The following is a 12967-nucleotide window of genomic DNA, read 5'->3' as shown; positions in this document are numbered from 1 at the left end:
GACATCCACGGGCACAACGACAGCGCACGCTTCCTGATATCGCAACCGGCGCGACCGAACAACCTGGAGTTGCCAGCCTTCGCAGAAATCAGCGGCTCAAGACGCACGCGCCTGGAGGGCGACGAGGAATCAGTCGTCTCAAACGCAACGCAGGTTCACGGGATCGCAGCCGGAAGCGGCTATTGCTTGGCGTCGTCGGCCAGCATCTTCCGGTACTTCTCGACGTCGCGTGTCACGAGCTGCTGCAGCAGCTCCGGCGCATGCTCGTTGTCGTCGGGGGCAACGGTCGACAGATCGGCAAAGCGTTTCTTCACCGCCTCTGTCTCGACAGCCGTGCGCGCCGCGGCATTCAGCTTGGCGATGACGGCCGGCGGCGTGCCCTTGGGCGCGAACAGGCCGTTCCAGCCCTGCGCCTCGAATTCGGGCAGGCCTGCTTCAGCCGAGGTCGGCAGATCCGGCAGCGTGGCGAGCCGCACGGTCGAGCCGACCACCAGCCCCTTCACCAGCTTCTCGTTGATCGACTGCGAGACGGAAGCGGCCGCATCGCAGACGCCGTCGATCTGGCTGCCGACCGCATCGGTCAGCGCAGGCGCGGCGCCGCGATAGCCGACCAGCGTCGCATCGATCCCGGCCGCGGTGATGAAGCTCTTGCAGATCAGATAGTTCGAAGAGCCGACGCCGGCATGGCCGAGATTGATCTTGCCCGGATTGGCCTTGGCGTAGGCGATGAACTCCTTCAGGTCCTTCGCCGGAAAATCCTTGCGCAGCGCGATGATGCCGAACGTCTTCGCCACCATGGCGATCGGCACGAAGGAGTCAGGCGTGAACGGCAGCTTTGGGTAGATCGTGTAGGTCGCGGCATTGGTGCCGGCATTGCCGATCGCGATGGTATAACCGTCGGGCTCGGCGCGGGAGGCGCGCGCCAGCGCGGTCGAGCCGCCGGCGCCGGCAACATTCTCGATCACGATGGTCTGGCCGAGCGCAATCCCCATCTGCTCGGCGACCGCCCGCGCGATCACGTCCGAAGTGCCGCCGGCAGCGAACGGCACGATCATGGTGATCGGACGCTTGGGATAGTCCTGCGCGAATGCGCAAGTCGCTACTGAAAATGTCGCGAACGCCAGCGCCGCGACCGCGGCGAGAGCACGCTTCACCACGAACGGGATCACGCGGCTTTTTCCAGATGCTGGGCGAGGCCGGCGAACAGGCCGCGGCCGTCGGTGCAGCCCATGATGTCTTCGACGTGGTTTTCGGGATGCGGCATCATGCCGAGCACGTTACCCCCGTCGTTGACGATGCCGGCGATCGAATGTGCCGCACCGTTGATGTTGTTGAAATCGTCGACCTCGCCAGCAGCGGAGCAGTAGCGGTAGAGCACCCGCCCCTCGCCTTCGAGCCGCTTGATGGTTTCTTCGTCCGCCTCGTAATTGCCCTCGCCATGGGCGACCGGCACGCGGATCACCTGACCGGCATTGTAGCCGCGGGTGAACGGCGTGTCGGACCGCTCGACGCGCAGATGCACGTCGCGGCAGATGAATTTCAGCCGCGCATTGCGCATCAGGACGCCCGGCAGCAGGCCGGATTCGCAGAGGATCTGGAAACCGTTGCAGACGCCGAGCACAAGCCCACCCTTGCCCGCATAATCGCGCACCGCATCCATCACCGGCGCACGCGCGGCGATTGCGCCGCAGCGCAGATAATCGCCGTAGGAGAAGCCACCCGGCACCACCACGAGATCGGTGCCAGCGGGCAGCGACGTCTCGGCGTGCCAGACCATCGCCGGCTCGCTGCCGGAGATCAGCCTCAATGCGCGCGCCATGTCGCGCTCGCGGTTGATTCCGGGAAAGACGAGGATGGCGGCTTTCATGGCAGAGGTTCCGACGGAGCTGGGAATCGAGGCTGGCCAACGGGCCAATTCGCGAAGAGACATAACCATTTGACGGGGATTTTACCAGTGCTAGCGTTGCGGAGCGCCTTTGTACACAGGCCATAGCCACTCGCATTTGGCCGCTCGAATTGCCCGGGATTGAAGCCATGAACGTCCCGTCGCGACCCGCATCCCCTTCCGAACCGGTGTCCACCGAGGGCGTCGTCGCCGCCGGCGCCTATGTCGACGGCCGGCGCGTCGCCAACATCGCCATCAGCGAGGCATCGAGCTGGCGAGCCAAGCCCGGCCACGTGGTCTGGATCGGGCTGCACGAGCCCGACATGGCGCTGCTCGGCGCGGTGCAGAAGCAGTTCGACTTGCACGAGCTCGCGATCGAGGACGCCAACCACGCCCATCAGCGGCCGAAGATCGAGCAATATGGCGAGGCCCTGTTCATCGTCGCGCGCACGGCGCAATTGATCGAGGGACGGATCGCCTTCGGCGAGACCCACATCTTCATCGGCGACGGCTATCTGGTCTCGGTGCGCCACGGCGCCTCGACGTCCTACAAGCCGGTGCGCGAGCGCTGCGAAAGCTGCCCGCGGGCACTCGCCCGCGGCGAGGACTACATCCTCTATGCCATCCTCGATTTCATCGTCGACAATTACTCACCGGTGCTGGAAAGCATTCACGAAGAGATCGAGGAGATCGAGGACGACGTGCTCGCGCACGCGATCACCAAGACGCAGATCGAGCGGCTCTACATGCTGCGGCGTGACCTGTTGCGGCTCCGTAACGCAATCGGGCCGCTGGTCGAGGTCTGCCGCCGTCTCGAGCACGATGAGCTGTCGATGGTGCGCGCGACGATGCAGCCCCTGTTCCGCGACGTCACCGACCATGTCCGCAACATCCAGGAGCGCATCGATTCCATGCGCGAGGTGCTGGCCTTCGCCTTTGAGGCGAGCCTGCTGGTCGGCCAGGCCCACGAGACCGCGGTGTCCAAGAAGCTCGCCTCCTGGCTCGCGATCATCGCCATCCCGACCGCACTCGCCGGCATCTACGGCATGAACTTCAAGCACATGCCGGAGCTGGAATGGGACTACGGCTACTACATGCTGCTTGGCGTGATGCTGACGGCATGCGCCGCGCTGTACTGGCGTTTTCGCAGCGTCGGGTGGCTGTGAAGCGAAAGTAATCAGCCAGCAACGTCGTGACTGGCCTTGCCAGACCCTCATGGTGAGGAGGCGCGCAAGCGCCGTCTCGAACCATGCAGGCCCGGCTCTTACACCTCGGCCTTCATCCTTCGAGACGCGCGCCAAGGGCACGCTCCTCAGGATGAGGAGCGAAGCTCAGACGATCTCCACGCGATAATTCTCGATCACTGTGTTCGCGAGCAGCTTGTCGGCCGCTTCCTTCAGCGCCGCTTCCGCCTTGGCCTTGTCCGCACCGGAGAGCTCGATGTCGAACACCTTGCCCTGGCGGACGCTGGCAACGCCATCGACGCCGAGCGACTTCAGCGCGCCTTCGATGGCCTTGCCTTGCGGATCGAGGATGCCCGTCTTCAGGGTAACGGTGACACGTGCCTTCACGTCAAAATCCTCTTCAGCTCTTCACCAGCACCGGGCCGGAGCCCTGCGGACGCTCGTTTTCCATGAGAATGCCGAGACGCTTTGCGACTTCGGTATAGGCCTCGAGCAGGCCGCCGAGATCCCTGCGGAAACGGTCCTTGTCGAGCTTCTCGTTCGACTTGATGTCCCACAGGCGGCAGCTATCCGGCGAGATCTCGTCGGCGACGATGATCCGCATCATCTCGTTCTCGAACAGGCGCCCGCACTCCATCTTGAAGTCGACGAGGCGGATGCCGATGCCGAGGAAGAGACCGGTGAGGAAGTCGTTGACACGGATGGCGAGCGCCATGATGTCGTCGATCTCCTGCGGCGTGGCCCAGCCGAAGGCGGTGATGTGCTCTTCCGACACCATGGGGTCGTTGAGCTGGTCGTTCTTGTAATAGAATTCGATGATCGAGCGGGGCAGCTGCGTGCCCTCCTCGATGCCGAGCCGCTGTGACAGCGAGCCGGCGGCAACGTTCCGGACCACCACTTCGAGCGGCACGATCTCGACCTCGCGAATCAACTGCTCGCGCATGTTGAGGCGGCGGATGAAGTGGGTCGGCACCCCGATGTCGTTGAGGTGCTGAAACAGGTACTCCGAGATCCGGTTGTTGAGGACACCCTTGCCCTCGATCACCTGATGCTTTTTCGCATTGAACGCGGTGGCGTCGTCCTTGAAGTGCTGGATCAGGGTACCGGGCTCCGGACCTTCATAGAGAACCTTTGCCTTGCCTTCATAAATGCGACGCCGACGGCTCATGGGGATGTACCGTGTTTTGTTGAAATCCATGAAATTGGTGTGCTCCGGTTGACTAGGATTACGACCCACAGCGGAGCTGCCGTGAACGGCCTGGAACCCATGGAAACAGAACAGGAACCAGCCCTTCAGGCAACCTATCCGATTGGCTGTCCCAGCACAATCGATCCGGTCCATCCGACGCTGACTTATACCGCCTTGCCTGCGGCTTAACGGCCCGTTGTTTTGCCTATCCGTGCTATCTATGTAGGCATGCAGCCGGGTCGCCGCAACGGAAGGCTCCCGCGCCATTCAGCAGGGGATTTGGAACAGGCATGAGCGAGTTCGACAAGCGCCAGGAAGGTTTCGAGAAGAAGTTCGCCCTCGACGAGGAGCAGAAATTCAAGGCGGAGGCCCGCCGCAACCGGCTGCTCGGCCTGTGGGCAGCCGAAAAGCTCGGCATCACCGGTGACGCCGCCATCGCCTATGCCAAGGAGGTGGTCGCGTCGGATTTCGAGGAGGCCGGCGATGCCGACGTCCTGCGCAAGATCACGGCCGATTTCACTGCCAAGAACGTCGCCGTCACTGAACAGGCGATTCGCGCCAAGATGAGCGAGCTGCTCGCGGTGGCGGCCGCCGAGGTGAAGGCGGGGAAATAATCGGTTCAGCCGACACGCCGGCGCGCAATGCTCTTGCGCGCCGGCGATTTCTTTCCGGGCGTGGTCTGGACATCCAGCCCGGCATAGTTGCGACGGATGGTTTCGAGCAGGCGCTCTGCGGCAGCGCTCAAAAAGCCGCCGCGGCGCGTGACAAGGACGGTGTCCTGGTCCGCGGCAAGATCGCCCACGGTGATCGTCGCGATCGAGGCCGCACGCAGCTCCTCCGCCACATGGCTTCGCGCCAGTAATGCAAGGCCCAAGCCCGACTCGACGAGCCGCTTCTGCGCGGTGAGGCTGTCCACGGCCGTCCACTCCACGTCGCCGAGCCCTTGCGTCAGAAACAACGCGAACACGTGAGCCGCGGCGATCTCGCGACGCCCGCGATTCTCCGGGAATGCGATCCAGCGTTCGCCGCGAAGCTCGGCGAGGCGCTTCACGCGGCGTCCGGCCAGAGGATGATCAGGCGCACAGACCACCTGCAACGCCTCGCGCAGCACCAGCTCGCAGGCGAGATCGCCGGAGCGGTCGGTGTTGTAGCGCAGGCCGATCGTGGCCTCGCCGCGCCGGATGAGATCGCTGACCTCGGCGCTGGTCGCGGTGCGCAAGCTTAACGTGACGGCGGGATTTTCCCCGGCGAACCGCTTCATGATGGTCGACAGGCGGCCGTCGGCAAGCGTGCCGGTCACGGCCAGCGAAACCGGTCCCGAATTCTGCTTGGTCAACGCGCGGACCGCCTGTTCGGCGTCCTGCGCGGCGGCAACCGCGCGTTCGGCATAGGGGATCAGCACGCGCCCGGCATCGCTGAGCCGGGTGCGGCCTGCCACCCGCTCGAACAGCGGCACGCCGAGCTCCTGCTCCAGCAGCGCGATACGGCGCGAAATCGCCGGCTGCGAGCGGTGCAGGAATTTCGCGGCGTTCGAGATCCCGCCCCTGCGATGAATGGTCAGAAAGGTGTTGAGGGCGTCGCTGTCCATCCCGATCTCATGCAAAAAGCTGATGATGCTGGAAAGAATAACAAATTTGGCGGATGGCGAGAATGCTCGTAAAGCCTGCCTCGGCGGACAACACGGAGACGAGCCATGACGAGCCAATTGGACAAGGCGACGGCGTTTCGCGCGCTGCACGAGCGACCCGGGGCCTTCATCATTCCCAACCCATGGGATGCCGGTACGGCCAAGCTGCTCGCGGCGATGGGCTTCGAGGCCCTGGCGACCACGAGCCTCGGGGTGGCCAACATGCTCGGCGCTAGCCGCGTCAGTCTCGACGTCATCCTCGACAACGCGCGTGCGATCGTCGCGGCCACCGACCTGCCCGTCAGCGTGGACCTCGAGAATTGCGGCGCAGACGAGCCGAAGCGCGCCGCCGAAGCGATACGGCGTGCCGCCGAGGTTGGCGCGGTCGGGGGCTCGATCGAGGATTTCAGCGGCGACCGCGATCGCCCGATCTACGATTTTTCCCATGCCGTCGAGCGCGTCCAGGCCGCCGTGGAAGCGGCGCGCGCGCTACCAATTCCGTTCACGCTGACGGCGCGGGCCGAGAACTTCCTGCACGGCCGCAAGGACATCGACGACACGATCCGCCGCCTGCAGGCCTTCGAGGCCGCTGGCGCCGATGTCCTGTATGCGCCTGGCCTGTACGATCTCGCCACGATCCGGACCGTCGTCTCCTCGATCGGCAAGCCGTTCAACCACGTCATGGGCTTTGCCGACCCGACGCTGACAGTCGGACAATTGTCCGCCGCCGGCGTCAAGCGCATCAGTGTCGGCGGGGCGATGTCGCGCTACGCGCTCGCCGCGTTCCTGAATTGCGCGCGCGAGATGAAGGACAAGGGATCCTTCACCTATGTTCGCGAGATGGCTCCCGTCGGCGAGCTGCGCGCCGCCTTCGCCGCGGTCAGCCCTCCTTGAAGCCGTATTCCGGCACGTTGCCGCTGGCACCGTAATATTTGTACGGCAGGAACTTGCCGCTCATGGTGATCTTGACGCGGTCGCCCTTGGGGTTGGCGACACGTTCGAGCGCCATGTCGAAATCGATCGCCGACATGATGCCGTCGCCGAACTCTTCCTCGATCAGCGCTTTCCAGGCCGGACCGTTCACCATCACCATCTCGTAGAAGCGGTAGATCAGGGGATCGGTCGGCGGCATCGGCGTGCCGGTGCCGCGCATCGGCACCTCGTTGAGCATCGCAACTTCCGCCTTCGACAAGCCGAACAGCTCGCCGGCATTGGCGGCCTGCGGCTTCGTCAGCTTCATCTGGCCCATGATCGCACCGACGATCAAGACCTCGGAATAGCCGCCGATCTTCTCGCAGATGTGCTTCCAGCTCCAGCCCTTCTCGCGCTTGATGTCGAGCAGTTTTTCGGTGAGGTCTTCGCGCTTCATGTCAGGGTCTCCTTGGTTGTCGTCATGCCCGGGCTTGTCCCGGGCATCCACGTTCTTGGCCGCTGCTCAGGAAGACGTGGATGGCCGGGACAAGCCCGGCCATGACGCCTCTCTCGACGGTTCGGGCTTGGCATCGGACGCGATCGTCAGCTCGGGCTTGCCGACGTGCACCAGGGGCACGTTGCGTGGATCGTGATCGGGTGTCTCGGCGGCAAAGGTCTTGCTGCGCGTCACCAGGAAATCGATGATGTGGTTGCGCAAGGCATAGTAGAGCGGATGGCGGTGCAGATCGGTGCGGCCGCGATCCCGCGGCAGCGGATTCTCGACGACCTCGGCCAGCACCGCGCCGGGACCGTTGGTCATCAGAAAAATCTTGTCGGCGAGATAGATCGCCTCGTCGACGTCATGGGTGATCATGAACGCGGTCTGCCCGGTCTCGAGACAGATGCGCCGCACCTCGTCCTGCAGCGTACCGCGCGTCAGCGCATCCAGTGCCGAGAACGGCTCGTCCATCAGCATCATCTTCGGCGTGATCGACAGCGCCCGCGCGATGCCGACGCGCTGCTTCATGCCGCCCGACAGTTCCGACGGGCGCTTGTGCTCGGAGCCGGTGAGACCGACGAGATCGATGAAGGTCTGCGCATGCGCCTTGACCTTGGCGCGATCCCAGCTTCGCCATTTCGAGCTCACGGCATAGCTGACATTGCCGAGCACGGTGCGCCAGGGCAGCAGCGCGTGGCTCTGGAAGATCACGGCGCGATCAAGGCTCGTGCCGGAGATCGCCTGCCCGTCGACAATGACGGCGCCCTCGCTCGGCGCATCGAGGCCGGCGAGGATGTTGAGCACCGTGGTCTTGCCGCAGCCGGAATGGCCGATCACGCAAGCGAACTCGCCGCGGGCCATCGACAGCCATAGGTTCTCGAACACGGTGGTCGTGGCACCGCCCGCGCCGGAATAGCGCTTTGCGATGCCCTCGATGGAGATGAATTTATCGGTCACAAGCGCTACTCCGGAAACGTGACCATGCGCGTGAAGCGCGCCAGGATCTGGTCCAGCAGCATGCCGACCACCCCGATCAGCAGGATTGCGATGATGACATTGGTGATCGAGAGATTATTCCACTCGTTCCAGACGAAGTAGCCGATGCCGGTGCCGCCGACGAGCATCTCGGCCGCGACGATCACGAGCCAGGCGATCCCGATCGAGATGCGCATGCCGGTCAGGATCGTCGGCGCCGCTGCGGGGAGGATCACGGTGAAGGCGCGCCTGACGGTGCCGACCTCCAGCGTGCGCGCCACGTTGACCCACTCCTTGCGCACGCTGGCAACGCCGAACACCGTGTTGAGCAGCATCGGCCAGATCGAGCAGATGAAGATGACGAAGATCGCCGAGACCGAGGAATCCTTGATGGTGTAGAGCGCCAGCGGCATCCAGGCGAGCGGCGAGATCGGCTTCAGCACCTGGATGAAGGGATCGAGCGCCTTGCTCAGCAGCGGCGACATGCCGATCAGGAAGCCGAGCGGGATCGCGACCAGCACGGCCAGCAAATAACCGGTGCCGACGCGCGCGATGGAATAGGCGAGCTGGATGCCCAGCCCCTTGTCGTTCGGCCCGTTGTCGTAGAACGGCCGCTTGAGGTGCTCCCAGAGTTTTGCGCCGACGTCGAGCGGCCCTGGCATGGCAGATTTGCCTTGCGTGGCAGTCAGGCCCATCAGCTTGGCGTATTCCGGACTCATCGTTGTCGTTGTGCCGGTCGAGCGCGTGGCGAGATGCCAGATTCCGAGGAATGCGGCGAGCAGCACGATGGAGACGAGGCCGGCCCGGAGACGGAGGGAGGTGCTCATATTGCATACCCGAGGGGTCGTGTCCCGGGCGCAGCGCGGCACCCCCGGCGATGCGAAGCATCGTCCGGCGTGACGCGCTGCAGAACCGGGACCCATGCAGTCACACTGGGTCCCGGCTCAGCGAAGCAGCACTGCGTGCTGCATCGCGTCCGGGACACGAGAACGCGGCCCATCACGCCCCCTTCCTGATCTTGAAGCTCGCCAAATAGTCCTCCGGCTTGGCCGGATCGAAATTCTTGCCCATCACCGCGAACGATTTGTACGCACTGCCGGGAGGCGTGAGCCCCATCTCGGTCATCAACTTCTTCGTATCGGTCGCCAGATAAACCTGCTCGGCGACCGCCTTGTAGTCGACGTCGCCCTTGATCTGGCCCCAGCGCTTCATCTGCGTCAGCATCCACACCGCGAAAGATTGCCAGGGGAACGGATCGAAATCGACACGCTTGGGATCGGTCTTCACCCCGCCGAGGCCGTCGGCATAGGTGCCGGTCAGCACCTGCTCCAGCACCGTGACCGGCGCGTTGATGTAGTTGGCCGGCGCAATGGCTTCGGCGATCTGCTTGCGGTTCTCCGCCTTTGACGCATAGGCGGTGGCATCGACGATGGCGCGGGTCAGCGCCGCAAAGCTGTTCGGCGCCGTCGTGATGAATTCGCGGCTCGCGGCAAAACTACAGCAGGGATGGCCGTCCCAGATCTCCTTCGACAGCAGATGCATGAAGCCGACGCCGTCATAGATCGCGCGCTGGCAGATGTTGTCGGGCGCGAGGAAGCCGTCGATGTTGTCGGCGCGCAGGTTGGCGACCATCTCCGGCGGCGGCACCGAGCGGAGCTGCACGTCGGTGTCGGGGTCGATCCCGTGCTCGGCGAGATAGTAGCGCAGCAGATAATTGTGCATGGAATAGTCGAAGGGGATCGCGAATTTCAGCCCCTTCCAGTCCTTCGGATCGCGCTTGTCCTTGTGCTTGGTCGCCAGCACGATGCCCTGCCCGTTGATGTTCTCGATCGCGGGGACGGCAAAGGGAATCGCATTGGCCCCTAAGCCGAGCGAGATCGCGATCGGCATCGGCGCCAGCATGTGCGCGGCGTCGTATTCCTTGTTGATGGTCTTGTCGCGGATCACCGCCCAGCCCGCGGTCTTGACCACTTCGACGTTGAGGCCGTGCTTGGAATAGAAGCCCATCGGCGCCGCCATGATGATGGGCGTCGCGCAGGTGATCGGAATGAAGCCGACCTTGAGGTCCTTCTTCTCGGGCGCGCCGGCTTGCGCGAACACTTCGGTCGCCGTCTTGAGCGGGAAGAACTGCGAGAGGGCCGCGAGCGCGGTCGAGGCACCGACCGACTTCAGGAACGCACGCCGCGCCACATCCTGCGGAAACATCGCGCGCATCACCGCGGAGGCGACCACGCCCTCGTAGCGCTTCTCTTCGCTTTCGACCGGCTCGCAACGCAGCGCTGTCGCCTGCTCGTGCTCTTCCGCAGAACGATGCTGGCCGCAGGCACAGCCGGTTCGAAGGTTGCGATCGGGATCAAACGGATTGTCGAACGTGGACATCGGCCCTCCTGCGCGTCATTGCGAGGAGCAATTACGCAAGGAGCATGCCATCGCTGTCCGACCGGCCAGTGCCTTGATGACGCAGCGCTTTCGCCCACGCTTGGCCATTACGAAAACTCGTGATAAACGAGATTTCGTAGTTCAATGACGAGATTTCGTAATGGCAACGACGCCAATGCTGGCCCATGACGATACCGCCGAGACCCTCGACCCGCGCGTCGCAGCCTTCGAATCTTCGGTCGAGGCCACGCTGCTGGTTGATCCTTATGGCGACCAGATCGTCGATGCCAATCCCGCCGCCTGCGCCCTGCTCGGCTATGACCGCGCGCTGCTGCGGCAGACGAAGGCGAGCACGCTTCACGCCGGCGAGCTCCCTGCCCTCACCGTCTTCACCCAGGCGGTGCTGCACAAGGGCGCCTACTGGACCACGGCGCTCAAGCCCCGCCACGCCACCGGACAGGATCTCAGGCTGGAATATTCCGGCTGCGTGCTGCCCCATGACGGCCGCACGCTGGTGCAGCTCACCCTCACCGATCTCGAAGCGCGCCGCCGGCGCAATGTCGATGCCGCCGCCGAAGATCATATGCGCGGCGGCATCACGACCTGGCAGCGCGTCGAGCGCGTGTTCCAGGACATCGAGCGCGAGAACCAGCTGATCCTGCGCGCCGCCGGTGAAGGCATCTATGGCGTGAACGCGGAAGGCAAGACCACCTTCGTCAATCCCGCGGCCGAGCGCATGCTGGGCTGGACGGCGGAAGAGCTGGTCGGCAAGGAGATCCATCCGATCGTCCACCACACCCATCACGACGGCCGGCACTATCACAACCATGACTGTCCGATCTATGCGGCGTTCCGCGACGGCGCCGTGCACCAGGTCGACGGCGAGGTGTTTTGGCGCAAGGACGGCTCGCCGGCCTGGGTCGAATACACCTCAACGCCGATCCGCGATCGCGGTGTCGTCGTCGGCGCCGTCGTGGTGTTTCGCGACGTCAGCCAGCGCCGCGAGGCCGACGAGAAGCTGCACGCCGCCCTTGCCGAGGTCGACCGTCTGCGCGAGCGGCTGGAGCTGGAAAACGCCTATCTCCAGGAGGAAATCCGCATCGAGACCAATCCGCGCGGCATCATCGGTCAAAGCGAGGCGATCCAGAAGACGCTGCGGCAGGTCAAGCTGGTGGCACCGACGACGGCGGCGGTGATGATCAACGGCGAATCCGGCACCGGCAAGGAGCTGATCGCGCGCGCCATCCACGAGGATTCCACCCGCAGCGACCGGCCGCTGATCCGCGTCAACTGCGCCGCGATCCCGCGCGAGTTGTTCGAGAGCGAGTTCTTCGGCCATGTCCGCGGCGCCTTCACCGGCGCAACCCGCGACCGTATCGGCCGCTTCGAGCTCGCCGACGGCGGCACGCTGTTCCTCGACGAGGTCGGCGAGATACCGCTCGAATTGCAAGGCAAGCTGCTGCGCGTATTGCAGGAGGGGAATTTCGAGCGCGTCGGCCAGGAGCGCACCCGCGCGGTTGACGTCCGCGTCATCGCCGCGACCAACCGCGATCTCAAGCAGGAGGTGCAGCGCGGCCGGTTTCGCGAGGACCTCTATTTCCGCCTCAACGTTTTCCCGATCGAGACCGTGCCTTTGCGCGAGCGGCGCGAGGACATTCCCCTGCTCGCGCAGCATTTCCTGACGCGCGAGAGCAAGGCGCTGAAGTCGAATTTGCGCCTGTCGGAAGGCGATGCGCGGCGGCTCACCCGCTATGACTGGCCCGGCAATGTCCGCGAACTGCAGAACGTGATCGAGCGCGCCGCGATCCTGTCGCAGAACGGCCGCCTGCGCATCGATCTGCCTGACGCCTCCGGCGCGCAAGCGCCTAGCGGTGCCACCCGCCAGAAGCTCGACGCGCGTCCCGCCGTCATGACGTCGTCGGAAATGCGCGACCACGAGCGCGCCAACATCCTGGCCGCGCTCGAGGCCTGCGCCGGAAAAGTCTTTGGCCCCGGCGGCGCGGCCGAGATGCTCGACATCAAGCCGACCACGCTCGCCTCGCGGATCAAGGCGCTGGGGATCACGCCTCGTCCGCGACCAGGCGTGAACAGTTGATCAGGGTTGAGCTTTGGTTGAATCGATGCGAGCCGAGGCGACACCTCTCCCGTAGGGAGAGGTCGGATCGCATCGAAAGATGCGATCCGGGTGAGGGGTTACAGGCTCACCGAACGCGGCGGCCCCTCACCCGGATTGCTCAGCGCGCAATTGCGCGCCATAGCAATCCGACCTCTCCCCGTCGGGGAGAGGTGAACCAGCACTACGGTCGACGCGCGACAC

Annotated in this window: 13 protein-coding genes; 4 read left to right on the top strand and 9 right to left on the bottom strand. The window is 64.5% G+C overall.

All coding sequences use genetic code 11. The features are described from left to right. Positions 1-179: 179 nt before the first annotated feature. Complete coding sequence (locus tag CVM73_RS06765) at positions 180-1169, bottom strand: tripartite tricarboxylate transporter substrate binding protein BugD (RefSeq protein ID WP_100231242.1); 990 nt, start codon at positions 1167-1169, stop codon at positions 180-182. Continuing rightward, on the bottom strand, positions 1166-1867 hold the full coding sequence (gene purQ, locus CVM73_RS06760; protein WP_100231241.1) for a phosphoribosylformylglycinamidine synthase subunit PurQ: 702 nt from the start codon (positions 1865-1867) through the stop codon (positions 1166-1168). The genes CVM73_RS06765 and purQ overlap by 4 nt, the downstream gene beginning before the upstream one ends. 167 nt (positions 1868-2034) lie before the next feature. Between purQ and CVM73_RS06755 the strand changes: the two genes are divergently transcribed. Beyond that, on the top strand, positions 2035-3051 hold the full coding sequence (locus tag CVM73_RS06755) for a magnesium and cobalt transport protein CorA (protein WP_100231240.1): 1017 nt from the start codon (positions 2035-2037) through the stop codon (positions 3049-3051). Between the two features lie 165 nt (positions 3052-3216). On the opposite strand, the gene purS is transcribed toward CVM73_RS06755, so the two are convergent. Both purS and purC read right to left on the bottom strand, forming a co-directional pair. Then, positions 3217-3456: a phosphoribosylformylglycinamidine synthase subunit PurS gene (gene purS, locus CVM73_RS06750; RefSeq protein WP_100231239.1), complete on the bottom strand. Its 240-nt coding sequence runs from the start codon at positions 3454-3456 to the stop codon at positions 3217-3219. A gap of 13 nt (positions 3457-3469) precedes the next feature. Further along, complete coding sequence (purC, locus tag CVM73_RS06745) at positions 3470-4237, bottom strand: phosphoribosylaminoimidazolesuccinocarboxamide synthase (protein WP_173015815.1); 768 nt, start codon at positions 4235-4237, stop codon at positions 3470-3472. Positions 4238-4548: 311 nt separating this feature from the next. Here purC and CVM73_RS06740 point away from each other — a divergent pair, with 311 nt between their 5' ends. After that, a complete protein-coding gene (locus tag CVM73_RS06740) occupies positions 4549-4872 on the top strand; it encodes a DUF1476 domain-containing protein (RefSeq protein WP_100231238.1) in 324 nt (107 codons plus the stop codon). 5 nt (positions 4873-4877) lie between these two features. Here the strand turns inward: CVM73_RS06740 and CVM73_RS06735 are convergent, their stop codons facing one another. Further along, entirely contained in the window at positions 4878-5996 is a 1119-nt protein-coding gene (locus tag CVM73_RS06735; protein ID WP_245452235.1) for a LysR family transcriptional regulator, read from the bottom strand. On the opposite strand from CVM73_RS06735, the gene CVM73_RS06730 reads away from it, so the two are divergent. Then, positions 5952-6779 carry an isocitrate lyase/PEP mutase family protein gene (locus tag CVM73_RS06730; RefSeq protein WP_100231236.1) on the top strand — a complete coding sequence of 276 codons (828 nt, stop codon included), beginning with the start codon at positions 5952-5954 and terminating at the stop codon, positions 6777-6779. The two genes, CVM73_RS06735 and CVM73_RS06730, sit on opposite strands and share 45 nt — an antisense overlap. Here the strand turns inward: CVM73_RS06730 and cynS are convergent. The 4 genes from cynS to CVM73_RS06710 all read right to left on the bottom strand — a co-directional run bounded on the left by cynS (position 6766) and on the right by CVM73_RS06710 (position 10650). Then, positions 6766-7254: a cyanase gene (gene cynS, locus CVM73_RS06725; RefSeq protein ID WP_051380595.1), complete on the bottom strand. Its 489-nt coding sequence runs from the start codon at positions 7252-7254 to the stop codon at positions 6766-6768. The genes CVM73_RS06730 and cynS overlap by 14 nt on opposite strands. Positions 7255-7320: 66 nt before the next feature. After that, positions 7321-8253: an ABC transporter ATP-binding protein gene (locus CVM73_RS06720; RefSeq protein WP_100231235.1), complete on the bottom strand. Its 933-nt coding sequence runs from the start codon at positions 8251-8253 to the stop codon at positions 7321-7323. 5 nt (positions 8254-8258) lie between these two features. Next, the gene (ntrB, locus tag CVM73_RS06715; protein ID WP_100231234.1) at positions 8259-9098 is read right to left on the bottom strand and encodes a nitrate ABC transporter permease; all 840 of its coding nucleotides are present in this window, start codon (positions 9096-9098) and stop codon (positions 8259-8261) included. Positions 9099-9270: 172 nt separating this feature from the next. Continuing rightward, positions 9271-10650, bottom strand: a complete 1380-nt coding sequence (locus CVM73_RS06710; RefSeq protein ID WP_100231233.1) for a CmpA/NrtA family ABC transporter substrate-binding protein — start codon at positions 10648-10650, stop codon at positions 9271-9273. A gap of 160 nt (positions 10651-10810) precedes the next feature. On the opposite strand from CVM73_RS06710, the gene CVM73_RS06705 reads away from it, so the two are divergent. Further along, a complete protein-coding gene (locus tag CVM73_RS06705; RefSeq protein ID WP_100231232.1) occupies positions 10811-12745 on the top strand; it encodes a sigma 54-interacting transcriptional regulator in 1935 nt (644 codons plus the stop codon). The last annotated feature ends 222 nt before the right edge of the window (positions 12746-12967 follow it).

The organism is Bradyrhizobium forestalis (assembly GCF_002795245.1).
GTDB lineage: Bacteria > Pseudomonadota > Alphaproteobacteria > Rhizobiales > Xanthobacteraceae > Bradyrhizobium > Bradyrhizobium forestalis.
This window is presented reverse-complemented; position numbering and strand designations above follow the sequence as displayed.

Coding starts and splice junctions, on each gene's coding strand:
- purQ (WP_100231241.1), bottom strand. CDS start 1,867: ATGAAAGCCGCCATCCTCGTCTTTCCCGGAATCAACCGCGAGCGCGAC.
- CVM73_RS06755 (WP_100231240.1), top strand. CDS start 2,035: ATGAACGTCCCGTCGCGACCCGCATCCCCTTCCGAACCGGTGTCCACC.
- purC (WP_173015815.1), bottom strand. CDS start 4,237: ATGAGCCGTCGGCGTCGCATTTATGAAGGCAAGGCAAAGGTTCTCTAT.
- CVM73_RS06740 (WP_100231238.1), top strand. CDS start 4,549: ATGAGCGAGTTCGACAAGCGCCAGGAAGGTTTCGAGAAGAAGTTCGCC.
- CVM73_RS06730 (WP_100231236.1), top strand. CDS start 5,952: ATGACGAGCCAATTGGACAAGGCGACGGCGTTTCGCGCGCTGCACGAG.
- cynS (WP_051380595.1), bottom strand. CDS start 7,254: ATGAAGCGCGAAGACCTCACCGAAAAACTGCTCGACATCAAGCGCGAG.
- ntrB (WP_100231234.1), bottom strand. CDS start 9,098: ATGAGCACCTCCCTCCGTCTCCGGGCCGGCCTCGTCTCCATCGTGCTG.
- CVM73_RS06710 (WP_100231233.1), bottom strand. CDS start 10,650: ATGTCCACGTTCGACAATCCGTTTGATCCCGATCGCAACCTTCGAACC.
- CVM73_RS06705 (WP_100231232.1), top strand. CDS start 10,811: ATGGCAACGACGCCAATGCTGGCCCATGACGATACCGCCGAGACCCTC.